At 66.1% G+C, this 23974-nt stretch carries 21 protein-coding genes and 1 tRNA gene; 16 read left to right on the plus strand and 6 right to left on the minus strand.

Features of this window, described 5'->3' with window-relative positions; genetic code table 11:
* Positions 1 to 6: 6 nt before the first annotated feature.
* Positions 7 to 762: a glycerophosphodiester phosphodiesterase family protein gene (locus tag BKH20_RS00175; protein ID WP_075389437.1), complete on the plus strand. Its 756-nt coding sequence runs from the start codon at positions 7 to 9 to the stop codon at positions 760 to 762.
* Positions 763 to 925: 163 nt separating this feature from the next.
* Complete coding sequence (locus tag BKH20_RS00180) at positions 926 to 1627, plus strand: DUF6882 domain-containing protein (RefSeq protein ID WP_143224909.1); 702 nt, start codon at positions 926 to 928, stop codon at positions 1625 to 1627.
* A 46-nt stretch (positions 1628 to 1673) separates the two neighbouring features.
* On the opposite strand, the gene BKH20_RS00185 is transcribed toward BKH20_RS00180, so the two are convergent.
* Positions 1674 to 1749, minus strand: a tRNA-Arg gene (locus tag BKH20_RS00185).
* Positions 1750 to 1881: 132 nt separating this feature from the next.
* Between BKH20_RS00185 and argS the strand changes: the two genes are divergently transcribed.
* The 12 genes from argS to prmC all read left to right on the plus strand — a co-directional run bounded on the left by argS (position 1882) and on the right by prmC (position 17360).
* A complete protein-coding gene (gene argS, locus BKH20_RS00190; protein WP_075389439.1) occupies positions 1882 to 3567 on the plus strand; it encodes an arginine--tRNA ligase in 1686 nt (561 codons plus the stop codon).
* 6 nt (positions 3568 to 3573) lie between these two features.
* Complete coding sequence (gene lysA, locus BKH20_RS00195; protein ID WP_075389440.1) at positions 3574 to 5034, plus strand: diaminopimelate decarboxylase; 1461 nt, start codon at positions 3574 to 3576, stop codon at positions 5032 to 5034.
* 488 nt (positions 5035 to 5522) lie between these two features.
* Positions 5523 to 7337 (plus strand): DUF5979 domain-containing protein, encoded by a 1815-nt coding sequence (locus BKH20_RS00200; protein WP_075389441.1) that lies wholly within the window; start codon positions 5523 to 5525, stop codon positions 7335 to 7337.
* A 257-nt stretch (positions 7338 to 7594) separates the two neighbouring features.
* Positions 7595 to 7762: a hypothetical protein gene (locus tag BKH20_RS14175; RefSeq protein ID WP_178387936.1), complete on the plus strand. Its 168-nt coding sequence runs from the start codon at positions 7595 to 7597 to the stop codon at positions 7760 to 7762.
* A 265-nt stretch (positions 7763 to 8027) separates the two neighbouring features.
* The gene (locus tag BKH20_RS00205) at positions 8028 to 9356 is read left to right on the plus strand and encodes a homoserine dehydrogenase (RefSeq protein ID WP_075389442.1); all 1329 of its coding nucleotides are present in this window, start codon (positions 8028 to 8030) and stop codon (positions 9354 to 9356) included.
* A gap of 1 nt (position 9357) precedes the next feature.
* The gene (gene thrB / locus BKH20_RS00210; protein WP_075371426.1) at positions 9358 to 10260 is read left to right on the plus strand and encodes a homoserine kinase; all 903 of its coding nucleotides are present in this window, start codon (positions 9358 to 9360) and stop codon (positions 10258 to 10260) included.
* A gap of 228 nt (positions 10261 to 10488) precedes the next feature.
* Positions 10489 to 11637: a CE1758 family FMN-dependent luciferase-like monooxygenase gene (locus BKH20_RS00215; protein WP_075389443.1), complete on the plus strand. Its 1149-nt coding sequence runs from the start codon at positions 10489 to 10491 to the stop codon at positions 11635 to 11637.
* 1 nt (position 11638) lies between these two features.
* Positions 11639 to 12424, plus strand: a complete 786-nt coding sequence (locus BKH20_RS00220) for a CE1759 family FMN reductase (RefSeq protein ID WP_081381538.1) — start codon at positions 11639 to 11641, stop codon at positions 12422 to 12424.
* A 377-nt stretch (positions 12425 to 12801) separates the two neighbouring features.
* The gene (rho, locus tag BKH20_RS00230; protein WP_075389444.1) at positions 12802 to 14907 is read left to right on the plus strand and encodes a transcription termination factor Rho; all 2106 of its coding nucleotides are present in this window, start codon (positions 12802 to 12804) and stop codon (positions 14905 to 14907) included.
* Between the two features lie 140 nt (positions 14908 to 15047).
* The gene (gene rpmE, locus BKH20_RS00235) at positions 15048 to 15260 is read left to right on the plus strand and encodes a 50S ribosomal protein L31 (protein ID WP_003782958.1); all 213 of its coding nucleotides are present in this window, start codon (positions 15048 to 15050) and stop codon (positions 15258 to 15260) included.
* Between the two features lie 119 nt (positions 15261 to 15379).
* Complete coding sequence (gene prfA / locus BKH20_RS00240) at positions 15380 to 16474, plus strand: peptide chain release factor 1 (protein WP_075389445.1); 1095 nt, start codon at positions 15380 to 15382, stop codon at positions 16472 to 16474.
* Positions 16464 to 17360, plus strand: a complete 897-nt coding sequence (gene prmC, locus BKH20_RS00245; RefSeq protein WP_075389446.1) for a peptide chain release factor N(5)-glutamine methyltransferase — start codon at positions 16464 to 16466, stop codon at positions 17358 to 17360. The genes prfA and prmC overlap by 11 nt, the downstream gene beginning before the upstream one ends.
* A 197-nt stretch (positions 17361 to 17557) precedes the next feature.
* On the opposite strand, the gene BKH20_RS00250 is transcribed toward prmC, so the two are convergent.
* Genes BKH20_RS00250 through BKH20_RS00270 form a run of 5 tightly spaced genes read right to left on the minus strand, consistent with a single transcriptional unit; the run spans position 17558 to position 22280 of the window.
* Positions 17558 to 18262, minus strand: coding sequence for an N-acetylmannosamine-6-phosphate 2-epimerase (locus BKH20_RS00250; RefSeq protein ID WP_075389447.1), 705 nt, complete (start codon positions 18260 to 18262; stop codon positions 17558 to 17560).
* Positions 18255 to 19178 carry an alpha/beta hydrolase gene (locus BKH20_RS00255; protein ID WP_075389448.1) on the minus strand — a complete coding sequence of 308 codons (924 nt, stop codon included), beginning with the start codon at positions 19176 to 19178 and terminating at the stop codon, positions 18255 to 18257. Before BKH20_RS00255 ends, BKH20_RS00250 begins: the two co-directional genes overlap by 8 nt.
* Positions 19175 to 19975 (minus strand): alpha/beta fold hydrolase, encoded by an 801-nt coding sequence (locus BKH20_RS00260; RefSeq protein ID WP_075389449.1) that lies wholly within the window; start codon positions 19973 to 19975, stop codon positions 19175 to 19177. Before BKH20_RS00260 ends, BKH20_RS00255 begins: the two co-directional genes overlap by 4 nt.
* Complete coding sequence (locus BKH20_RS00265) at positions 19972 to 21327, minus strand: sugar porter family MFS transporter (RefSeq protein ID WP_075389450.1); 1356 nt, start codon at positions 21325 to 21327, stop codon at positions 19972 to 19974. The genes BKH20_RS00260 and BKH20_RS00265 overlap by 4 nt, the downstream gene beginning before the upstream one ends.
* A gap of 2 nt (positions 21328 to 21329) precedes the next feature.
* Positions 21330 to 22280 carry an ROK family protein gene (locus BKH20_RS00270; protein ID WP_178388521.1) on the minus strand — a complete coding sequence of 317 codons (951 nt, stop codon included), beginning with the start codon at positions 22278 to 22280 and terminating at the stop codon, positions 21330 to 21332.
* 236 nt (positions 22281 to 22516) lie between these two features.
* On the opposite strand from BKH20_RS00270, the gene BKH20_RS00275 reads away from it, so the two are divergent.
* Both BKH20_RS00275 and BKH20_RS00280 read left to right on the plus strand, forming a co-directional pair.
* Positions 22517 to 23203, plus strand: a complete 687-nt coding sequence (locus BKH20_RS00275; RefSeq protein WP_075389452.1) for a GntR family transcriptional regulator — start codon at positions 22517 to 22519, stop codon at positions 23201 to 23203.
* 327 nt (positions 23204 to 23530) lie between these two features.
* Positions 23531 to 23836 carry a nucleotidyltransferase family protein gene (locus BKH20_RS00280; protein WP_075389453.1) on the plus strand — a complete coding sequence of 102 codons (306 nt, stop codon included), beginning with the start codon at positions 23531 to 23533 and terminating at the stop codon, positions 23834 to 23836.
* Positions 23837 to 23974 lie beyond the last annotated feature (138 nt).

Genomic DNA, 23974 nt, shown 5'->3' on the forward strand with positions numbered 1-23974 from the left:
CCCACTGTGCCGCCTGCCGCGTCACGAACCCGCCGCCCTGCCGTCATCGCCCACCGCGGCGGCGGACGCGAGGTTCCTGAGAACACCTGGAGCGCCGTCGAGCACGTGGCCGCGCTCGGGCTGGAGTGGATGGAGACCGACCTTCGGTTGACCGCCGACGGCGTCGTCGTGCTCAGCCACGACGAGGACCTGTACCGCACCGCGAACGACCCCCGCACCGTCGGCGAGGTCATGTGGGCCGAGCTGGCCGACCTCGACTCCGGCGACGGGCGCGGCTTCGTCCGGCTCGACGACGCCCTGTACGCCCATCCGGAGATGAAGTTCAACATCGACCTCAAGGACTCCAGCGTCGTCCAGGCCGCCCTGCAGACGGTGCGCGACGCCCAGGCCCTCGACCGAGTCCGGTTCGCCTCCTTCTCCGCTCGTCGGCTGGCCGTGCTGCGCCGCCAGGAGCCACGGGCCATGACCTCACTGGGCGTCAGTGACGTGCTCGGACTCATGCTGCGCAGCGAGGCGGCCGTCCCCCTGCCCCAGACCCGCTGGGGCTGGACCCGCGGCAGGGTCGACGCCGTCCAGGTGCCGGAGAGCTACCACGGCGTCCCGGTGGTCACCCGCCGCTTCGTGGCCTCCGCGCACATCGCGGGCCTGGAGGTCCACGTCTGGACGGTGGACGATCCCGAGCGGATGCGCCACCTGGCCGACCTCAACGTGGACGCCATCATGACCGACGTCCCCAGCCTCGCCCTCAAGACTTTGGGGTGAGCCTCGCTGCTTCCTGCTGATGACGGGAGTGCGGTTTCTGCTCCTTATTGAGAACGCAGGTGTCCTCCCAAACGACGGAGGCATTACTGGCCAGGAATGCTATCTTTGAAACGTAGGTAATGAGCACGTCCCGGGGGCTTTCATGCATACTCGTATTCGTCGAATGGGTCAGCGTAACTTCATTTATGCTGCTCTGCGTGACGAGCTCATGCGCGACGTGTTTGTTGAGAGGATGGGAGACTTCGCGTCCTGGCGATATCAGGTGGATCTAGCGTCGCAACGTATTGTGATGACGTCAGACCGCGGCGAGGTGACGGCCAAGGTTCACCTGCTGGCAACCGTTGCGGTGAAGCCGCCCACGTTGATGTGGGGGTACTCGGATGTGCTGGCGCGGTTTCCGGATGCGACACGGCTTGCCCACAAGGTGTTCGAGTACGGCCTGGAGCATCACGAGGCGGAGCTCACCACGCCGCAGGTCCCCTATACGCTTCCTGGGGATGAGGATCCGGAAGCCGTGATCGTGGATGTGGCCCACGATATTGGCAGCGCAGCCCTGACGATCTTCGGGGACCACTACTATTATTATGGTTCATCGTTCAGGAGCGGATCGTACGCGGTGCTTCTGCTGGAGGACCTTTCGGTGACAGTCCCACCGATTACGCTGGATTATCTCCAGCCACGACTGGGGGACTACCTGCTGTGGGTGGATGACCCAGTGTGGTCGTTGGAAGGCCTCGTGGAACTGATGCCGGGCTGGAGCCTGGAGCTGGAGGACGGCGATGACGGCTGGCGGCACGTATGCATCACGGACGACGCCGGCCAGACCTTGAGTGGCCCGCTACCCGAGCCGTATATCGGCGAATAGTGCGCAGGGCCGACCGGTAGGCCGAACCAACTGCGCACTGATGCTGTGGTGCCCCGGACAGGATTCGAACCTGCGACCTTCTGCTCCGGAGGCAGACGCTCTATCCACTGAGCTACCGGGGCCCGAGGCGTGACTGTACCAGCGTCCCGGTCCCGGTGCGAAACCGGCACGAGACTGCGACATGTCCCACGATGCCCGGCAGCTGCCGGCCTCCCTCGTGATCCGGCCCGTCCGTTGACGGTACGCTGACGCGCGTGACCCCAGAAGAGCTTGCCGCAGCCATCCGCACCGTTCTGGAGGAGGCCTCCGCCGAGGGCTCCCTCGCCCTGACCTCCGCCGAGATTCCCGCCCCCCGCGTCGAGCGCCCTCGCAACCGCGATCACGGTGACTGGTCCACCAACGTGGCCATGCAGTTGGCCAAGAAGGCCGGCACCAAGCCGCGCGATCTCGCCGAGCTCCTCGTCCCGCGCCTTGAGGCCCTCGACGGCGTCGCCTCCGTGGAGGTCGCCGGCCCCGGCTTCCTCAACATCCGCCTCGACGCCGCCAGCGCCGGCGAGCTCGCCCGCTCCATCGTCGAGGCCGGTGAGACCTACGGCCGCAACGACTCCCTGAGCGGCCAGCACATCAACCTCGAGTACGTCTCGGCCAACCCCACCGGGCCGGTCCACCTGGGTGGCGCCCGCTGGGCCGCCGTCGGCGACTCCCTGGCCCGAATCCTGTCCGCCTGCGGTGCCCAGGTCACCCGGGAGTACTACTTCAACGACCACGGCACCCAGATCGACCGCTTCGCCCGCTCCCTGCTGGCCTCCGCCCGCGGTGAGCAGACCCCTGAGGACGGCTACGGCGGCGCCTACATCAGCGAGATCGCCCAGCAGGTGACCGCCGACGAGCTCGCCGCCGGCCGCCCCGATCCGGCCACCCTGCCCGACGCCGAGGCCACCGAGGTCTTCCGGTCCCGCGGCGTCGACCTCATGTTCGCCGCCGTCAAGGCCGAGCTGCACGCCTTCCGCTCCGACTTCGACGTCTTCTTCCACGAGGACTCCCTGCACACCTCCGGCGCCGTCGAGCGCGCCATCGCCCGCCTGCGTGAGCGCGGCGTCATCGAGGAGCGCGACGGCGCCACCTGGCTGCGCACCACCGACTTCGGGGATGACAAGGACCGCGTCCTCATCAAGTCCGACGGCAACGCCGCCTACTTCGCCGCCGACCTCGCCTACTACCTGGATAAGCGCGAGCGCGGCGCCGACTGCGCCCTCTACCTGCTCGGGGCCGACCACCACGGATACATCGGCCGGATGATGGCCATGTGCGCGGCCTTCGGGGACACCCCCGGCACCAACATGCAGATCCTCATCGGTCAGCTCGTCAACCTCGTGCGCAACGGCGTCCCAGTGCGCATGTCCAAGCGCGCCGGCACCATCGTCACCCTGGAGGACCTGGTCGACGCCGTCGGCGTGGACGCTGCCCGCTACGCCCTGGCCCGTTCCTCCATGGACTCCATGATCGACATCGACCTGGACCTGCTGGCCTCCTCCACCTCCGACAACCCCGTCTACTACGTCCAGTACGCTCACGCCCGCACCCGCAACGTGGCCCGCAACGCCGCCGAGCACGGCGTGAGCCGCGACCCGAACGAGGCGCCCTTCGAGCCCGGTGCCCTGGACGATCCGGCCGACGCCACCCTGCTGGGGGTCCTGGCCCAGTTCCCCGCAACCGTTGCCCAGGCCGCGCAGCTGCGCGAGCAGCACCGCGTGGCCCGCTACCTCGAGCAGCTCGCCGCCGCCTACCACGCCTGGTACGGCGCCACTCGCGTCACCCCCCGTGGGGACGACGCCGTGAGCGCCGGGCACGTGGCCCGCCTGTGGCTCAACGACGCCGTCGGTCAGGTCCTGGCCAACGGGCTCGACCTGCTGGGCGTGAGCGCGCCCGAGAGGATGTGAGAGTCGATGACCGACCAGATTCCCGCCGGTGAGCCGCCCCTGGGGGCGCTGGCCTGTCCGGAGCCCGAGGACCGTCCCGACCTGTGGCCCACGACGGCGCGGCGCACGGACGACGGCGAGCTCGCTCTGGGCGGGCTGACCGTCTCCGAGATTCTCGCCGAGGCCCCCAGCCCCGTCTTCGTCCTGGACGAGGCCGACCTGCGCGGCCGAGCAGCCTCCTGGGCCGCCGCCATGCACGAGGAGTTCTGGCCCAGCTACGGCATGGCCGGGGGAGAGGCCTTCTACGCAGGCAAGGCCTTCCTGACCACCAAGGTCGCCCAGTGGGTCCTCGAGGAGGGCATGGGCATCGACACCGCCAGCCGCGGCGAGCTCGCCGTGGGACTGGCCGCTCTGCAGGAGGTGGACGGGGCGGAGGCCACCACGGACGCCACCCGTCTGGGCCTGCACGGCAACGGCAAGACGCAGGCCGAGATCGCCGTCGCCCTCACCCACCACGTGGGCCACCTCGTCCTCGACTCCCTCGAGGAGGTCGACCTCGCCGTCCGCGCCGTGCGAGAGCTGCGCGCCAGCGGCGTCTACGGGGCCGAGGAGACCGGCAAGGTCATGGTGCGCCTGACCACCGGTGTGCACGCCGGGGGCCACGAGTACATCTCCACCGGCCACGAGGACCAGAAGTTCGGCCTCTCCATCCACGCCGGTACCGCCCGGCAGGCCATCGACGCAATCATCGCCGCCCCCGAGCTCGAGCTGCACGGGCTGCACTCCCACATCGGCTCCCAGATCCTGGACTTGGCCGGCTTCCGGGAGGCCGTCGGCATCGTCCTCACCCTGCGCCACGAGGTCGCCGCAGATACCGGGCACCTGTGCCCGGAGGTCGACCTGGGCGGTGGCTACGGCATCGCCTACACCGGGGCCGACCCGGTGCCGCCCAGCCCGGCGCAGGTTGCCCGCACCCTGGCTGAGGCCGTGCGCGAGACCTGCGAGCGTCTTGGAGACGAGGTCCCCACCGTCTCCATCGAGCCCGGCCGCGCAGTCGCCGGCCCGACGACGGTCACCCTCTACACCGTCACCGGCCTCAAGCACGTCGAGCTGGGGGAGGGGGCCTCACGCCTCTACGTCAGCATTGACGGCGGCATGAGCGACAACATCCGCCCCGCCCTCTACGAGGCCGCCTACACGGCCCTGGTCGCCAACCGCCGCCCCGACCCGCAGGCCGGGCTGGTGCGCAGCCGGGTGGTGGGCAAGCACTGCGAGTCCGGCGACGTCGTCGTGCGTGACGTGGACCTGCCCGCCGACCTGGCCGTCGGCGACGTGCTGGCCGTTCCCGCCACCGGCGCCTACGGGCGTTCCATGGCCTCCAACTACAACCTCTTCACCCGCCCCGGCGTGCGCTGGGTGCGCGAGGGTGAGTCGGGCTGGGTCCTGCGCCCCGAGACCATCGAGGACCTCCTGCGCCTTGAGGGCTGAGGTCTCCGTTCGGTCATTCGCTGAAGCGCCGTCGTTCCAGGAACGAATTCCTGCAACGACGGCGTTTCTGCATGTGTCCTGATAAAACAATGAGTCAAATCTGAAAACGACAACAATCTTAAAGAAGACTGAGTGTATCTGCTTCGAAGTCCGGGTGGATGGTCAATTATTTTGGAGGGCTGACACAACTGCACTGCGGCCTGCCTGATAGGGGCGGCACAGGGTTGGCATAGCTTGGCGGTAGATGGCTTGTAGGATTCCTACAAAATAACGAGTTGACGCTTGTCAGAATAAGCAAATTCAGATGTGATGAGACTGTGACGTCGTGCGTGTTTTGAGTGTTCCCTATTCCCAAACAGTCGGTTTGTGACACAGTGGTCTTGGTCATCACGGGGCGGCCTTTCCCTCTCCTGAACAGACGGTGGGAACGTTCGGTGATGCTTCACAAGGCAGACCCTTGTCATCTATGCCAGGAATCCGGAGAACCCATGAACACCATGTCCACGGGCGCCGCCTCTCGGCCGGCCCTCACACGAGGGGCGGTGAGGGGGGCTGCCGCCATCCTCACTCTCTTCCTTGTCGCGATCCTGTCTCAGTTCGCTCCTCAGGCGAGCGCTGAGCAGAACAAGAGCGTCAACGTCACCAACCTGTCTCTGACTCGGGTGGACGGCAACAACATTGAGCAGGAAGGGAAGCTCAACACCTACGACCTCGCCCGCCTCAGCTTCGACTGGAGCGGCGTTGACGCCAACCTCAAGAGCGGCGACTCCTTCACGATCGGTCTGGGTGAGTACTTCACCAACCTGCAGAACAGCGAGACCCACCCGATGACCGTCGAGTACGGCGGCAAGGATGTCGAGGTCGGTACCTGCACCCTGACCGTCAAGGACGTCACCTGCACCTTCAACTCCAAGGTTGACGAGCTCAAGGCCGCCGGCTTCCACAACTTCAAGGGTTCCGGTTCCGCTCTGGTGTCCGTCGCCAAGGCCACCGACGTGCAGTCCGTTGACTTCACCGTCAACGGCGTCACCACCACCGTCACCCTGCCCGGTGGCGGCGGCATCGGCGGCCCCAAGGAGAGCGACTGGGAGCTCACCAAGTGGGCCTCCAGCTTCTACAACAACTACAAAGAGCTGACCTGGGGTGTGAACTTCGGGACCAACCAGACCACTGGTGACAAGCTCGGCAAGACCTTCGACGGCTCCCGCCAGAGCATCGTCTTCACCGACACCCTCGGTGGCGGCATGACCTTCAACCAGGCCGACGCCACCCGCACGGTCCTCAACCTGCGCCCGGCTGACGGCAAGTCCATCCCGCTGACCAACGCCGCCGGCCAGGACGCCACCACCCAGTACGGTGACTACGACGTCAAGGTCACCTACTCCCAGGACGGCCGCACTGCGACCTACGAGGTGACCGGTCCGTTCCAGAACGGCACCAACTTCACCCTGGAGTACCCCGTCTCCTTCGTGGACGCCAACGGTAACGCCGTCGCCGCCACGCGGGGCACCTCCTACGAGAACACCGTTAACCTCAACGGCACGGATCTGACCAGCACCCAGAAGCAGTCCTACGTCCAGTACTTCGACATCTCGGTCCAGATGGAGCCCGGCTTCGGCAGCTTCAACGTGACCAAGGTCATCGAGGGTGAGGCCGCCGCGAAGGCCGCCGGCTCCAGCTTCGTCGTCGACGTCGCCTACGAGCTGCCGGCCGCTGCCAGCTCCTACCCGGACTGGAAGGCTCCCGAGGGCCAGAAGGCCACTGGCGAGGGCCGCACCGGAACCTCCTCCGTCACGGTCAAGCCCGGTGAGCCGGTCGCCTTCGACGGCACCTTCCCCGTGGGCACCAAGATCACGCTCACCGAGGACACCTCCAAGGCCCAGCCCGCCGCCTCCGGCTTCAGCTGGGGCGAGCCGGTCTTCACCATCGACAGCCAGAAGACCAACACCTTCACCATCCGCGACCAGGAGCTCGTCAAGGTCTCCCTGACCAACACGACGACGACCACCTCGACGCCGCCGACGACCACGCAGACCCCGCCCGCGGTGACCACGCCGCCGACGACCACGCAGACCCCGCCCACCACGGTGGACAACCCGCCTGCCACCCCGCCGACCACCACGCAGCAGCCGCCGAGCACCCCGGGTGCTCCGGTGCCGCCCACCTCCACCCCGAAGACGCCGAACGGTGGTACCCCGCCGCTGGCGCACACCGGTGCTAACGCTGTTGCGCTCGTGCTGCTCGCCGGCGCCGGCCTGGGGGGCGGCGCCCTCCTGGTGGCTCGTCGCCGCAACGCCTCCTGAACGCGGGTAACCGCTTCTCGAGCCTGAACGCTCTGTCATCAGAGCCCATCCAGTGGCCCCGACCCGGTTCAACCGGGTCGGGGCCACTGGCCGTCTGCGCCCAGGGGCCGGTCGGTATCCCGCAGGCTCCGCTCGAGGTACCTGCCGGAAGCAGGAGATCCTCGTCCGATCGTCTCAGCCGTAGGGAGGAGGAGCCCTCCTCGCCAATCGTTCTCCTGAGGGGCGCTTATCGCAGTGCTGCTTTCTAACCTGAAGGCATGAGCGCAACAACCTCCTCCTCTCCGTCCACACTGACCTCCTTCCTCTCCTCCCTGGAGCAGCCGCCTCCCGCCTGGGGGTACTCCGACAGCGCGGCCGCCCCGACGTCCATGGGCCTGGGCCGGGTGATCACTCGGCTGCTCAAGCAGATCATCTGGCGGCGTTGAGCGCCTTCACTTCGCGCGCCGTCACAGGTGGGCGCCGGAAGCAACCTGCCCGGGCCCATCGAGCCGGGGAGCACGGGACCTGCCGTGTGTCCACAGGCGGACACGCAAGCGCTTCACGGTCGATGGCCCTTATGCTGGCCCGCGGCGATGGTCATCGCCGGTGAGCGGTCGGTTGACCGCGCCTGCCGATCGGCCCATCGCATGACGCAGTCGAAGTGCCCACGCGCGGCACGCAACACAGCACACACAGCAAGGTGGTCATTCCGTGGCTCAAGACCTCTCACCCGCCCAGCGCACACTCACCGTCGGCGTCCTCGGCGCCGGGACCGTCGGCAGCCAGGTCATTCGCCTCCTCACCGAGCAGGCCGACGACTTCGCCGCCCGCTCCGGCGCGCGTCTTGAGATCACGGGCGTCGCCGTCCGCGATGTCAACGCGCCGCGTGACTTCGCCGTCCCCCAGGACCTCCTCACCGATGACGCCACCGCTGTCGCTACCGGGAACGACCTGGTCATCGAGCTCATCGGCGGGATCGAGCCGGCCCGCACCCTCATCCTGGCCGCCTTCAAGGCCGGGGCCAGCGTCATCACCGGCAACAAGGCCCTCATTGCGGCCCACGGTCCCGAGCTCTACACCGCCGCGGCGGCCGCCGGCACCGACTTCTACTACGAGGCCGCCGTCGCCGGAGCCATTCCCGTGGTCTACGCGCTGCGCGAGTCCATGGCCGGCGACCGCGTCACCAGCGTGCTCGGCATCGTCAACGGCACCACCAACTACATCCTCGACGAGATGAGCACCAAGGGCCTGTCCTTCGAGACCGCCCTGGCCACCGCCCAGGAGCTCGGCTACGCCGAGGCAGACCCCACCGCCGACGTCGACGGCCTGGACGCCGCCGCCAAGGCCGCCATTATCGCTTCCCTCGCCTTCCACACCCGGGTGGGCCTCGACGACGTCTCCGTCGAGGGCATCCGCAAGGTCACTGCCGACGACATCCGCGAGGCCCACGCCTCGGGCTGCGAGCTCAAGCTGCTCGCCATCGCCCAGCGCCGCGAGGACGAGCATGCACAAGGCGTCTCCGTGCGGGTCCACCCCGCCCTCGTGCCCAACGACCACCCTCTGGCCAGCGTTCACGGCGCCTACAACGCCGTCCTGGTCGAGGCCGAGAGCGCCGGGCGCCTCATGTTCTACGGTCAGGGAGCAGGGGGAGCCCCGACGGCCTCCGCGGTCCTGTCCGACGTCGTCGCCGCCGCCGCCCACCGGGTCCACGGCGGTCAGGCCCCCCGCGAGTCCTCCTACGCGAGCCTGCCGGTCCTCGGCCCCGAGGCCGCCGTCACCCGCTACCAGATCCAGCTGCGCTCCGACGACGCCGTCGGCTCCCTGGCCGCAATGGCCTCCGTCTTCGCCGAGAACGGGGTCTCCATCAACTCGGTGCGCCAGAGCGCCTACGTCACCTCCGACGGCAGCCAGGACCAGGCCGTCGTCACCTTCGTGACCCACCCGGCACCCGTCTTCCACCTCGACGCCGCGGTCGAGGGGCTACGAGTCTCGGACCGGGTCGCCGAGGTCGTCTCCATCCAACGTGTCGAAGGTGAGTGACATGCGCATCGTCTACGAGCGCGCGGCCGTCCGGGTCCCGGCCACGACGGCGAACATGGGGCCAGGCTTCGACTCCTTCGGCATGGCCTTCCGCTACTACGACGAGGTCTCGGTGCGGCCGATCACCGGCACCACCCGCGTCATCGTCGAGGGCGTGGGCGCAGAGACGGTCCCCACCGATGACAACAACCTCGTCGTGCAGGCCCTGCGGGCCGGCCTCGACGCCGTCGGAGCCCCGCAGGCCGGCTTCGAGATGCGCTGCGTCAACCGGATCCCCCACGGCGGGGGCATGGGATCGTCCGCCAGCGCCGCCGTGGCTGGACTCATGCTGGCGCGCGGCCTCATCTCCGAGCCGGAGGCCCTCAGCGACGACCGGATCTTCGCGCTGGCCACTGACTTCGAGGGCCACCCGGACAACGTCGCCCCGGCCGTGTTCGGAGGCGCCACCGTCGCCTGGGTCGAACGCGGCGGGCACCCGCGTATGGCGCCCATGCCCGTGGACGCCACCCTCGGGGTGAGCCTGCTCATCCCGCCGGCGACGACGCGCCTGTCCACCAAGGAGGCCCGTCAGGTCCTGCCGGTCTCCGTTCCGCGCGAGGACGCCCTGTTCAACACCTCCCGGGCCGCCGTGCTCATGCTGGCGCTCGCCGGACGCCCCGACCTGCTCATGGCCGGCACTGAGGACCGGCTCCACCAGGAGTACCGACGCGGGGTCCTGCCCGCCTCGATGGCGGTCATGGACTCCCTGCGCGAGCAGGGCTACCCGGCCGTCATCTCCGGCGCCGGTCCCACGGTGCTGGTCCTGTCCACTCTGGCCGACCAGACCCGATTCGCCCTGGAGAACCACGGCTGGAGCGTGCTCAGCCCCGGAATCGACACCCGCGGGGCGGTCCTGACCTCCTGATCCGCGCGAACGGCTTCTTCGTCCGCCTCCCGATCGCGGGCGTCCTCGAGTCCGAGGACGCCCGCGATCCGCGTCCGCCTCGACTCCCCGGTGGGGCGGCAGAGCCCTGCTTCCACGTGGGACGTGCACCACATCTGGTTAGTTGAGAAATAAACTATGGGCTTCTCCAGTTCTCTCAGTACACAAGAAATCATTGAAATCCAGTGTTGAGAATAGGGAGGACGCCCGATGCAGTTTGGAATCTTCACAGTTGGAGACATCACGACCGATCCGGCTACTGGCAAGGCTCCCAGTGAGCATCAGCGCATCAGGAACACAGTCGAGATGGCGGTCCTGGCCGAGCAGGCAGGTTTGGACTTCTTTGCTACCGGGGAGCACCACAACCCACCCTTCGCGCCGTCGTCACCCACGACCCTGCTGGCCAACATCGCCGCCCGCACGGACAAGCTGCTCCTGAGCACTGCGACCACCCTCATTACGACCAATGACCCCGTGCGCCTGGCCGAGGAGTACGCCTACCTCCAGCACCTCTCCGACGGGCGCGTCGACCTCATGATGGGACGCGGCAACACCGGACCTGTCTACCCCTGGTTCGGCAAGGACATCCGCAAGGGCATCTCGCTCGCGGTGGAGAACTACGACCTGCTGCGCCGCCTGTGGCGCGAGACCAATGTGGACTGGGAGGGTGAGTTCCGCACCGCGCTGCAGGACTTCACCTCCATGCCCCGCCCACTCGACGGCGTCCCGCCCTTCGTGTGGCACGCCTCCATCCGTTCACCCCAGATCGCCGAGCAGGCCGCCTACTACGGAGACGGATACCTCCACAACAACATCTTCTGGCCCATCGACCACGTCAAGAAGATGGTCGACCTCTACCGAGAGCGCTTCGCCTTCTATGGTCATGGCCGGCCCGAGCAGGCGATCGTGGGCTTGGGTGGACAGATCTTCGCCGCCAGGAGTGAGGCCGAGGCCATCGAGCGATACACCCCCTACTTCCGCAACACCTACGTCTACCAGGGGGCGTCGCTGGAAGAGATGACACAGCACACGCCTCTCGCGGTCGGCACGCCCGAGCAGATCGTGGAGAAGTACCTGACCTACCGGGACGCGATCGGCGACTACCAGCGTCAAACTTTCAACCTGGACCTGGGCGGCGTCCCGCACAAGGAGATCATGAAGCAGATCGAGTACCTCGGTTCCGAGATCGTTCCGGCGCTGCGCGCCGAGCTGGAGTCCACCAGGCCCGAGGGGGTTCCGGACGCGCCGCTCCACCCACGCCACCGGGCCCTGCTGGAGGGGGCCGAGCCTCCGGCTGAGGAGCCTTTCTCCCTGTCCAACGAGTTCGACCCGCTCACGGGCCGGAAGGTGAGGAACTGAGATGGCATGGGAAACCCGTGACACGACGAGTGACAGGCAGGAGATGGATGACATGACCGCTGATACGACCGCGCCCGTCGCCCCTTCCGGGGGCACCCAGTCCCTGGCCGGATCGCCAACCTATGACGCCTACGCCAATACCCAGATGGGGCGTCTGAGCCGGATCGTGGCTCTGCACGCCGGGGTCTCGGAGCCCTCGACCTCCCAGATGCTCGCCGAGCGGCTGGCCGAGTCGACCCGCAAGGCCCTGGAGTCCGACTCCCGCCTGGCCAGCATCGAGGTCATCGGGCTCAGGCCCCTGGTCAAGGACATCGCCCTGGCCAGTGTGGGTGGGCCGGTGTCCGCCGACCTGCAGAAGGTGATCGATGCCCTGTCCGCCGCCGACGGCGTCATCCTGGTCAGCCCGGTCTTTCAGGCCTCCTATTCCGGACTGTTCAAGTCCGCCATGGATGTGCTGCCAGCCGGCACACTTGAAGGCGTCCCCGTCCTACTGGGGGCGACGGCCGGCACCGCGCGGCACAGTCTTGTGACCGAGATGGCGCTGCGGCCGCTGGTGGTCTACATGAAGGCCCTGCCGACGCAGACCGCCGTCTTCGCGGCCAGCGAGGACTTCGGTGCGGCCTGGCAGAGGCCATCATCCTCTGAGAGGCCCGAGTCGCCCTTGAGTGAGCGCGTGGCCCGGGCGGGACGGGAGCTGGCCACGCTCATGGAGCGCTTCCCGCGCCAGGCACCGGTTGACCCGTTGGCCGACTTCGCGCCCATGGAGACGCTTCTCGCAGGTCGTTGAGGTCGTGAGCCTGGGAGCTTGAAGGGCAAGAGTCGGCATGGTGGTGTTCGAGTCGATCATTCCGGTGGGGCTGATCGCGTGTACGGTCAGCCCCACCGGTGTCAAAGCGGTGGTGAGAGGTGTCGTGGGGTGGAATAACGGCCGCATCCCCGACGTTACTCGTCGGTGTTTCGTTAGGTACTGCATCTCCAGGCTGCTATGATGTCGCTGTCGGCCGCAAGGATCGCACCACGCCGCTGACCGCACCAGCCCCGGACCTGAGGCTCAGGCCTCAGCAGAAACCGGCAGTGCATGACCCACCCCGTGAATGATTCCGGGGAAGTCTCCCCAGTTGAACGTCTCCTCCCGCGGAGCGTCATCACACCGTTAGGACACTCGTGACCGAGACCTCCAGCGCCCAGCCCTCGCTTTCCACCATGCGTCTGGCCGAGCTTCAGTCGCTCGCCAGCTCCATGGGTCTCACGGGCACCTCCCGCATGCGTAAGAGTGAGCTCGTCGCCGCCATCCGTCAGGCACGCAGCTCCTCCTCCGCCTCCACTCCCGACTCTCACAGTGCGTCGAAGAGCTCGCCCGACGCCGGGGCGACCGATGCCGCCGACTCCTCTGCCTCCACCTCATCAGCTAGTGAGGACTCACCCGAGCAGCCCCGGGCTGCCGCCTCAGGAGGCTCCCGCCGTCGTCGTGCCACCGCGGCCTCCGGTGCCCCCGAGGAGCGTCAGCCCGCGCCGGCCCTCGACCTGGGCCTTGAACTGCCCGATCGCTCCGGCCCCTCCGGCAGCGACTCGGACAGCGGCTCCGGCCGTGACGAGGAGCGCCCCGCACGCAGTCGGTGGCGTGAGCGCGCCGAACGCTCCGAGACCACTGATGGTGACGACCGCGACTCCTACGGCCGCTCGGAGCGAGGCGATCGCTCCTCGCGCGATCAGTTCCGCCGTGGCCGCCGGCGCGTCCAGGCCTCCGCTGGCGCCCCCGAGAACCAGGAGCGCGCCTCGCGCGAGCCCCGTACCGACTCGCCCGAGGACCACGCCGACGCCAAGGCCGCTCTCATGCGGGACCTGGCCGACGCCACCGGGACCTCCGTCGTCGAGCCCCAAGAGCGTTCGCGCCGGGGCCGTGACGGCAACGATGACTCCGACGGCTACGACGACGAGCGCGGGGGGCGTCGTCGTCGGGGCCGCAAGCGCGGACGCGACCGCTTCGACCGCGATGACCGCGACTCCGGCCGCGAGGGCCGGGACGGCTCCGCGGGGCGCGGCCACCGCAACCAACCGCGCGAGGACGAGGTCCTCCTGCCGGTCGCCGGCATCCTGGACGTCACCGACAACCAGCACGCCTACCTGCGCACCTCCGGGTACCTGCCCGGCCCCAAGGACGTCTACGTCTCCAACCAGCTCATCAAGGACAACGGGCTGCGTGCCGGCGACGCCGTGACCGGCTGGGTCCGTGAGGGCGGGGAGTCCTCCACGCCCCACCAGGGCGGGCGCAACAACCGCCGTCAGAACCGGGCCGGCCGGGTCAAGTACAACCCCATGGTCAGCGTCGAGACCATCAACGGCATGGACGCCGAGCGCTCCAAGCGCCGCCCCGAGTTCGCCAAGCTCACCCCCCTCTACCCCCAGGAGCAGCTGCGTCTGGAGACCACGCCCAAGGCCGTCACCCCGCGGATCATCGACCTGGTCTCGCCCATCGGCAAGGGGCAGCGCGGGCTCATCGTCTCCCCGCCCAAGGCGGGTAAGACGATCGTTCTGCAGCAGATCGCCAACGCCATCAGCGTCAACAACTCCGAGGCCCACCTCATGGTCGTGCTCGTCGACGAGCGCCCCGAGGAGGTCACCGACATGCAGCGCACGGTCAAGGGCGAGGTCATCGCCTCCACCTTCGACCGCCCCGCCTCCGACCACACGATCGTGGCCGAGCTGGCCATCGAGCGCGCCAAGCGCCTCGTGGAGCTGGGCCAGGACGTCGTCGTGCTGCTGGACTCCATCACCCGGCTCGGGCGCGCCTACAACCTGGCGGCCCCGGCCAGCGGCCGGATCCTCTCCGGTGGTGTGGACGCCTCCGCCCTCTACCCGCCCAAGCGCTTCTTCGGGGCGGCCCGCAACGTGGAGAACGGCGGCAGCCTGACCATCCTGGCCACGGCCCTGGTGGAGACCGGCTCCAAGATGGATGAGGTCATCTTCGAGGAGTTCAAGGGGACCGGAAACATGGAGCTGCGGCTGTCGCGCCAGCTCGCCGACAAGCGCATCTTCCCGGCTGTGGACGTGGCGGCCTCCGGCACCCGTCGCGAAGAGCTGCTCATCGACCCCGCCCAGCTCAAGATCATGTGGCGCCTGCGCCGCCTCTTCGCCGGGCTGGAGCAGCAGCAGGCCATCGAGCTGGTGCTCTCCAAGCTCAAGGACACCCAGTCCAACGCCGAGTTCCTTATGGTGCTGTCCAAGACCACCCCGGCCGGCACCTCCCTGGCCGACGGCGAGGACGAGTAACGCAACCGGCCAGGTGCCCGGTCTCACGCGGTAAAACCGTTGCATGGGCCGGCGGCCGGTGGCATAGTCTGCTGCTGGCCTCCGGTTCACCCTCGCTCCCGCGTGGGACCCGGGACCCTCTGACGCTTAAGGAGAAACCTATGAAGCAGGGCATCCACCCCGACTACGTGGCCACCACGGTCACGTGCACCTGTGGCAACACCTTCGAGACCCGCTCCACCGTCACCTCCGGTGAGATTCGCGTGGACGTGTGCTCGGCCTGCCACCCGTTCTACACCGGCAAGCAGAAGATCCTCGACACCGGTGGCCGCGTCGCCCGCTTCGAGGCCCGGTACGGCAAGCGCAGCAAGTAGCCGCGTCTCACGACGCCGGCGGCCGGCTCCCAGAGTCGCCGTCGGCGTCGTTTGCATATCGCACGAGTGCCGCTGGTGCCCGTCAGCACGACTCCTAGCCAGTGAAGGAACCCGAGTCCATGAGTGAGGACTTCTCCGCCGCAGAGCCGCTCCTGGCCGAGTACGCGGACATCGAGGCCGAGATGGCCGGGCCCGCGGCCGCCGACCCCGGTGCCATGCGACGGCTGGGACGCCGCTACGCCGAGCTGGGCAGGGTCGTGTCCGCCTACCGGGCCTGGCAGTCGGCCAGCGCCGACCTGGCCGACGCCCGCGAGCTGGCCGCGGAGGATGAGGACTTTGCCGCCGAGGTGCCGGCCCTGGAGGCCGCCGAGGCCGCTGCCGGGGAGCACCTGCGCGAGGTCCTCGTGCCCCGGGATCCTGACGACTCCCGCGACGTCATCATCGAGGTCAAGGCCGGTGAGGGCGGTGAGGAGTCGGCGCTGTTCGCCTCCGACCTGGCCCGCATGTACTCCCGCTACGCCGAACGGCAGGGGTGGGCCGTGGAGGTCCTGGACGCCACCGACTCCGACCTGGGTGGTTACAAGGACGTGCGCCTGGCCATCAAGGCCCGCGGGCCCGTGGAGCCCCAGGACGGGGTGTGGGCGCACCTGAAGTATGAGGGCGGCGTCCACCGCGTCCAGCGCGTCCCGGTCACCGAGTCCCAGGGGCGCATCCACACCTCCGCGGCCGGCGTCCTGGTCATGCCGGAGGCCGACGACCCCGGTGAGCTCCAGATCGACGCCGCCGACCTGCGCATCGACGTCTTCCGCTCCTCGGGACCGGGAGGCCAGAGCGTCAACACCACGGACTCGGCCGTGCGCATCACGCACCTGCCCACGGGGATCGTCGTGTCCATGCAGAACGAGAAGTCCCAGCTGCAGAACAAGGAGGCGGCCATGCGGGTCCTGCGGGCCCGGCTCCTGGCCGAGCGTGCGGCGGCGGCCGCCGCCGAGGCGGCGCAGGCCCGTCGCAGTCAGGTGCGCACTGTGGACCGCTCCGAGCGCATCCGCACCTACAATTTCCCTGAGAACCGGATCGCCGACCACCGCACCGGCTTCAAGGCCTACAACCTTGACGCCGTTCTTGACGGTGATCTCGGCCCGGTGATCGCCTCGGCCATCGCCATGGACGAGACTGAACGATTATCCCAGGTGGGTGAGGGCAGTGGTTCCTGAGTTGTGTGGCGGCGCGCCTGCGGGCGCGGTGGACCGCTACGGGCTGCGGGCGCTGGTGCGCCAGGCGGCCGGTCGGCTGGCTGCGGCCGGTGTGACCAGCCCGCAGGTCGATGCCCGAATCCTGGCCGAGCACCTGTTGGGGCGGGCCCTGCTGCTGGCCGACGGCGCCGACGGCGACTTCCCGGCCGCCTATGACGCGCTGGTGCTGCGTCGCGAGTGCCGTGAGCCCCTCCAGCACATCATCGGCCGCATGTGGCTGCGGGGCGCCGAGCTCATCAGCCGTCCCGGCGTGTTCATCGTGCGCCCGGAGACCGAGGTGGTGGCCGGGGCCGCCATTGAGGCGGCCCGCGAGGTGATGGACGGCGGCGGGGGAGTGGTCCTGACCGCCGACCTGTGCACCGGCTCGGGCGCGATCGCGGCCTGCGTCGCCAAGGAGGTGCCGGGAGCCCGGGTGGTCGCCGTCGAGATCAGCGAGACCGCCGCGTCCCTGGCCCGCGAGAACTGTGAGCGGCTGGTGCCCGGACGTGTCGAGGTGATTCACGCCGACGCCACCGACCCGCTGGTCCTTCACGACCTCAACGGGCAGGTCGACGTCGTCGTCTCCAACCCGCCCTACGTTCCGGCCGGCGCCGTGGAGGACACCGAGACGGCCCAGCACGAGCCCACTGTGGCGCTCTACGGCGGGGGCCCTGACGGGCTGGAGATTCCGATTGACGTCCTGGTGCGCTCGGTCGCGCTGCTGCGCACCGGCGGGGTGCTCGTCATGGAGCACGACCACGAGCAGGGGGCGCTGCTGCGCGCGGCCGCGCTCGGGGCCGGGTTCAAACAGGCCGAAACCGGCCAGGACCTCACCGGCCGTGACCGCTACCTGCGCGCCGTGCGGTAAGGCCCTGCGCCGGCAGAGGCGGCTCTCAAGACCGGTCTGAGCCCGACCGCGGTGGGTACCTGTTTCGGCTGCGTGATGCCCGCTCGCATTCGGTGAGCTGTGGTGTCGCTGATTGAGCGGATGTGAACAGGTGGTGGGCTCGTCAACATTGTTGACGAGCCCACCAGATTGGCGGATCAATCGAGCCTGTTCCCCGACTACTTACTATTCACGCCGTCCGCACGCGCCTGCTCAATTCCATCGCAGAACCAACGGGTGATCGATTCCGGGTGCGTGATCGCCGTACCAATGGTGACGGCTAGAGCCCCGCGTTGTAGCGCCTGAGCCGCTTCGCCAGCATTGTGAAATCGGCCCTCGGCAATGATCGGCACATCAATGTGCTCGCTTAGCTCCTCAACCAGATCCAAGTCGGGGCCACGTGTTGCTTGGCGCTCACCGCTGTATCCAGCCAGGGTCGTCCCCACGAGGTCAGCGCCCGCATCCCGACTGTCTAGGCCATCGTCCAGCGAGCCACAGTCCGCCATGAGGAGGGTCCCGGGGAACTGACGCCGCACCTCGGTGATGATTTCCTTAAGAGAATGCCTATCTGGGCGAGGGCGGCGTGTTCCATCAATGGCTACAATCTCGCACCCAGTCTCGGCTACAGCAAGCGCATCCTTGAGTGTGGGGGTGATGTAGACGCCGTCGTTGCCGACCTTCACCAGCCCGATGATGGGAACATGCAATACCGGTCTGGCGAGGCGTAGATCGTCCAAGCCCTTAAGGCGCACACCTACGGCTCCGCCATGGACTACTGATTGGGCGATCTGAGTCATGGTTTGCGGATGGAGCATTGGTTCGCCGGGATAGGCCTGGCAAGAGACGATGAGTCCTCCGCGAAGTGCTCCGATGATGTCACTCATAGGGTCTCCTAGCGTCGATGAGGTCTACCAATCGCTCGAGAACCAGTTTCCTCGCCCTGTCTGCGATCCTTGGTCCGTTGAGACCGAGAATCCCGTGGCAGGTCCCGGGAAGCAGGATCGCTTCGGTCGGAACGTTTGCCCCTGTCAGAGCTCTAGCGAATGCAAGATTTTCATCCAGGAGAGGGTCGCACTGGTTCGCAAGAAGGAATGTTGGCGGAAATCTTGAAAGATCACTCTCTCTGGCCGGTGCCGCGTGGGGTGTCGGATTCTGAGCACCAAGATATGCCTTCCACGAAGCAGTTGCGTTCGGCAAGTCCCATACGGCTGTGCTGGTGGCGCCCTGCATCGAGGTAGTACTCAGACGGTCGTCCAGCACCGGCTCAATAAGGAATACATGGTCCGGCATGCAGATTCCGGTATCTCGACATCGAAGAGATAGTCCCGCAGCCAGGTTTCCCCCGGCGGAGTCGCCGTAGATGATTCTCGTCGCTTCCGGGTACTGCGTGAGGATCCATGTCCAGGCGGCAACGCAGTCCTCGAGTGGAAGCGGAAAAGGGGCTTCAGGAGCGAGTCGGTAGTTAGGGCTTACGACCGTTGCGCCGGTACGCAGGGCTAGAATGGCGTTCCACGCGTCGTCGTACTTTGCCTGCCCAGCAACGAAGCCTCCACCATGAATGGATAGGATGACCGCGCTCGCACCATCCTCCGGGGCATGAACTCTCAGCTCCAGTTCCCCGCCATCGGTTGGAACTGTGAGGACTGTGCGAGTAAGCCCCTCAGGGACAGGGGTATCCTGGTCGAGGATCGTTGCCCCTGCGTCACGCATTGTCTGCGGATCCCAGGTGGTCTGGGGAGGAACTTCCTCCGCAGCTACCGCCACCTCAGGATCAAGAAGGCGAGAAGGCTCAAACGTCATGAGATGACCTCCTTCAGGAACGAGTCGCACACCGCATAGAAACCCTCGGACTGGTCGCGGCGCACGCAGTGAGATGCTCCAGGAACTAGGGTTGTACGGATCATGGTGTTGCCGAGAGAACGAACTGCCTGTAGCCCGTCAACTCCCAGGAGGACGTCATCGCCGTCAGACGTCACTAGGAGCGTGGGCATAGCCAGGATCGAGGCCGTCTCTTTCCAGGAGGTTTGGGGAGAGACATAGCCGGTGCGGACGAAGTCTCGATCTACCTGAACTTTGCCCTGTAACCACGCACAGGACTCTTCGAGGTCCCACGCTGGGTAAAGTTCCCGGTTCTCGGTTAGCGCCTCGTCGGGATGATCCGAGATCCATGCCATACGGGTAGCTAGTGCTGTCGCCTCGTTGCTGTAAGCGGTTCTCTGGTCCTCGGAGAGCCACGCAGGTTCCTCTAGGACCAGTGCGTCAACGAGATCCGGACGCTGAGCGGCAGCAGCCGCTGCAACCGCACCGCCCATTGAATGGCCAATCAAGATCAGCGCAGTGCTGTGCTCACGGCCCTCGAGGATGGTGATGAGGTCCTTAACCATTATCCCAACTGGATCGTTCAGTTCTGCGGGGCTGAAATGGGTGGATAGGCCGTGACCGCGTGCATCTATGGAGGTGACGTCGTAGTCATTCCGCCAGTGCCGGTGTGCGGCTGCCAGTGATGCTGCATTGTCGGTGACACCATGATTGAGGAAGAGCTGAGGCGCTCCGGATTTGATGGTGTGGATGCGTGCGATTCCAGACGTGCTTTTCATGCTTCTCTCCTGACGTACTCGCGCTCGATGTCCTCAAGTGTCTTACCGCGTGTCTCAGGAATGACCTTCAGAGCAAAGACGGCAAGGAGAGTCGTTGCAACGGCGTAGATCCCGAAGGTGCCGACTCCACCAAGGGCATCGAAGAGGCTGAGGAAGGTCAGCGAGACGATGAAGCTCAGCGTCCAGTTGACTCCGATAGTCAGACTCATGGCGGTCGCACGGATCCGTAAGGGATACAGTTCGGAAGGAATGATGAAGACGACGATGTCCAGTCCGACGGCGACTGCGGCAATGTACAGGAAGATGCAGGCAACTCCAATTAAGGAGGTGGCGCCGGAGGTAATTCCACGCATGAGCAGGAAGGCGAAGATGGCGAGACAGACCGCTTGTCCTGCGGCACCAGCTGCGAGCAGTTTGGTGCGACCGATCTTATCTACCAACCCCATTCCTATAACCGTAAAGACAATGTTGATAACGCCTACGCCCACCGTAGCGAGAAGGGCCGATGAGGCGCCGAGTCCAGCGCTCTCGAAGATGGAAGGGGCGTAGTAGACTACGGCGTTTACGCCAGTGAGCTGTCCTAGGATCTGTAGCCCTACACCTGCGACGAGGACATGGCGTAGCCGGGGGTCGAGCAGTGCTTTCCATCCATCAGACTGGGTAGTCTCGTCAGTGGAGCGGATGTCCTCAAGCTCCGTCTTCACCTCTTCAGGGGTGCGGAACTTTTCCAGCACCTTCTGGGCTTCATCGCTACGACCGTTGATGGCGAGCCAACGCGGTGACTCTGCCAGGCTGAGGACTCCGATGCCCAGGAGCAGCGAGGGGATGACCGCTAGGCCGATCATCCAGCGCCAATCCTGATTGATACCGGCAAGCGCGTAATTTGATAGGTAGGCGAACATGATACCGGAGACGATCATCAGTTGGTTCAGGCTGACCAGTCTGCCTCGTAGATCTGCCGGGGCGAGTTCAGAGATAAACACGGGGACGATGCTGGAGGCGCATCCGACTGCCAATCCCAGGATGACCCGGGAGATTACCATAATTGGTGCAGACGTTGAGAAGGCTGCCATCAGCGAACCAATGATGAATACCGCAGATGCGGCCAGGAGGACAGGGCGACGCCCGAACTTGTCGGACAAACGTCCGGAGGACATAGCTCCCAGTGCTGCTCCCACGGTGAGGGAAGAGACGACGACGCCTGAGGTGAAGGGCGTTAGACCGAAGTAGTCGGTCATGGCGGGTAATGCCCCGGAAATGACTCCGGTGTCGTAGCCGAAGAGCAGCCCGCCCAGAGCGATGATGGAAGTGGCCCAGATAACGTGGCCGTTTCGGGTTCCAGTCGTTGTCATGGTCAGGCTTCCGTTCTTTCAGCAGGGATGTCACACGTTGGAAAGTTCAGGGAGAATGCGGCGGCACCCAGCAGGGCTGCCTGTGAGCCGCGGGTTGCCGTGGTGATAGGAGTGTTGGCGACTACGTCCATGGCGTCATGGGCCACGCCCTGCTTTACCGCGTCAAGCCACCCGCTGTAGGCCTCGGTGACGCCACCCGCAAGAGTGACTAGATCGACGTCGAGGGTGTTGAGCAGGCTACCGATGACCCTGCCCGTGGCGAATCCTGCGACGCGGTATGCCTCCTGGGCGGCGGTATTGCCCTCCTCTGCGGCTCGAGCGAGGGTCCTTCCGTCCCTCGTTGCGTCATCGCCAGCGTTCAGCTTCTTGGCGATACGTAGGATTCCCGGGCCTGAGGCTAGTGCCTCGATGTGTCCGTTGCGCCCGCAGGTGCACTTCATGCCTTCGGCCTCACTGACACCGATGTGCCCAAGGTGTCCAGCTGCACCATGGGAGCCCTGAAGGAGGTTCCCGTCGGTCACGATGCTTCCACCGATTCCTGTGCCGACGGCCACCATCATCATTGAGCGGTGACCGCGTCCAGCACCGAAGAGAGCTTCGCCCAGGCCATGCGCGTGGGCGTCGTTCAGGGCACGGAAAGGTACGGAGAACTCGGCAGTAAATGGTGCGGATAAGTCAGCTCCTCTCCAGCCCGGGATAGTGTCAGTAGCGTGAGTGACGACACCACGGCTGGAATCGATGACTCCTCCTGCTGACATGCCGACGGCGTCGAGTTGAACGCCTGGGTGACCCGAGAGCACATCCCTGGCTACTCGAACAGCTGCCGCCAGGATGCCGTCGCTGCCGTCCTCAGTCGCGGTCGGGGTTGTTGCTGACGTGATGATCTTGGCGTCGCCGTCGCTGATACGTACTAGCGCGGCGTTGATCTTGGTGCCGCCGATGTCCAGTGCCACGACGTTGTGTTGTGGGCTGGTTCCGCTCTGATGCAATGGGGGCTGCATGAAAACTCACTCTCCTTTGAGCTAGTCCGCGGGAGGTCCGGGGACCGGGATCTCACGCTTCTGCCAGGGCCTGATACGATCCCCGGCAGATCACCATATGGTAGACTTTCTAACCATAGGGTGATTGCTGCCGATGGTACACCTGTGTCGGGTGGATGGGAACGGTTTGATTAAAGATTGGAAAAGCCGTGCATAAGTACGAGCGCATTCGTGAGGCCATTGAGGTGATGGTGGCTGAGGCTGGTCCTGGGGCGCGCCTGCCCACTGAGAAGGAGTTGGCTCGGCGCTTCGACGCCTCAGCGATGACGGTGCGGCGCGCTCTGCAGGTGCTCTCGGAGGCCGGCCAGCTGTACGGGGTTCCTGGGAAGGGAATCTTTGTGGCGCGTTCTCGTGTGACCAAGGTGGCTTGCGTGTCTACCTCCTTCACGGAGGCGCTGCGGGCTTCGGGACGTCGGGCGAGCAGTCGACTCATCTCGGCAGCCTTGCGGCCGCCCTTGGATGAGGCCGAGCGTGACTTCTTTGCTGTTGGTGAGGGTGGGTTCGTTGTTGAGGTGCGTCGCGTGCGCCTTGGGGATGGGGTCCCTATCGGCTTTGAGGTCGCTGCTCTTAATGCGGCTATACTTCCTCGAATTCTTGGGTATGATCTCACTGGATCTCTGTACGAGTTGATTGAGCATCGCTACCATCTTGAGATTGAGCGCACAGGTATCGTTGTATCATCCCGACTTCCGGATGGGGTTGAGGCGAAGTTACTTGAGGTAGCGACCACTGAGCCGTGCCTGCAGACAGTTGTCACTGCCCAGGTTGCGGGTGGGCGGAATCTTGAGCGCACCGTAGCGATCTATCGCGGAGACATGTATGAGCTGGCCATCTGATTCCGGTATTTATTTAGATGTGGTTCACTCAAGTTGCTTCGGAGTGGTGGTTGTCGGGGGCGGATTAAAGTAAGGGGTAGAAAATTCGCGCTGGCTGCGATGTGTTATCTATCTGACGGGTGTCTAGCACGCTTATGCCGATCTGCGCTCGGGGTTGGGTTCAAGCGGGCCGAGACGGGCCAGGACCTCACCGGCCGCGACCGCTACCTGCGCGCCGTGCGGTAAACCCCGCCGGCGGGGCCAGCAGTGCTCGGGCCGCCTACCGCCTCGGCGGCCGACGTGGCTGGTTCTCTGGTCAACGTTCCACGGTTCTGAGAGAATAGTTCTGTGGCAGTGAAAGTGGCGATCGATACCAAGGCGCTGTCGGAGGCATGCGCCCGGTTCGGTGTTGCGCGATTGCGTGTCTTCGGATCAGTGCTTACCGAGCATTTTGATCCCCATACCAGCGACATCGACTTTCTTGTCGACTTCCAGACGGGCCGGGATGACCGATTCGCGGATTTCTTCGGTCTGCAGGATGAGCTGACGAGGATCTTCGGAAGAAAGATTAACCTGGTCGTTGCAGAGTCGGTCAAGAATCCTTACTTCAAGTCCTCGGTGCTGAGGGGTGCTGAGGATGTCTATACTGCCTGAGCGACGGCGTCGGAGGCCGATCCGATCCAGGTCGCTGCGGGTACTTGTGATGGCGGCGTGACGCTCGCTCGTATTCGGTGAGCTGAGGTGTCGCGGTTTGAGCGGGTGTGGAATCGCCGTTCGTGGATTGGGTGCACG

Source organism: Actinomyces oris, from assembly GCF_001937445.1.
GTDB classification, from domain to species: domain Bacteria; phylum Actinomycetota; class Actinomycetes; order Actinomycetales; family Actinomycetaceae; genus Actinomyces; species Actinomyces acetigenes.

Bases quoted from the DNA above. Each gene is read 5' to 3' on its own strand.
- BKH20_RS00180 (WP_143224909.1), top strand. From the start codon at position 926: ATGGGTCAGCGTAACTTCATTTATGCTGCTCTGCGTGACGAGCTCATG.
- lysA (WP_075389440.1), top strand. From the start codon at position 3,574: ATGACCGACCAGATTCCCGCCGGTGAGCCGCCCCTGGGGGCGCTGGCC.
- BKH20_RS00200 (WP_075389441.1), top strand. From the start codon at position 5,523: ATGAACACCATGTCCACGGGCGCCGCCTCTCGGCCGGCCCTCACACGA.
- BKH20_RS14175 (WP_178387936.1), top strand. From the start codon at position 7,595: ATGAGCGCAACAACCTCCTCCTCTCCGTCCACACTGACCTCCTTCCTC.
- thrB (WP_075371426.1), top strand. From the start codon at position 9,358: ATGCGCATCGTCTACGAGCGCGCGGCCGTCCGGGTCCCGGCCACGACG.
- BKH20_RS00215 (WP_075389443.1), top strand. From the start codon at position 10,489: ATGCAGTTTGGAATCTTCACAGTTGGAGACATCACGACCGATCCGGCT.
- BKH20_RS00220 (WP_081381538.1), top strand. From the start codon at position 11,639: ATGGCATGGGAAACCCGTGACACGACGAGTGACAGGCAGGAGATGGAT.
- rpmE (WP_003782958.1), top strand. From the start codon at position 15,048: ATGAAGCAGGGCATCCACCCCGACTACGTGGCCACCACGGTCACGTGC.
- prfA (WP_075389445.1), top strand. From the start codon at position 15,380: ATGAGTGAGGACTTCTCCGCCGCAGAGCCGCTCCTGGCCGAGTACGCG.
- BKH20_RS00250 (WP_075389447.1), bottom strand. From the start codon at position 18,262: ATGAGTGACATCATCGGAGCACTTCGCGGAGGACTCATCGTCTCTTGC.
- BKH20_RS00255 (WP_075389448.1), bottom strand. From the start codon at position 19,178: ATGACGTTTGAGCCTTCTCGCCTTCTTGATCCTGAGGTGGCGGTAGCT.
- BKH20_RS00260 (WP_075389449.1), bottom strand. From the start codon at position 19,975: ATGAAAAGCACGTCTGGAATCGCACGCATCCACACCATCAAATCCGGA.
- BKH20_RS00265 (WP_075389450.1), bottom strand. From the start codon at position 21,327: ATGACAACGACTGGAACCCGAAACGGCCACGTTATCTGGGCCACTTCC.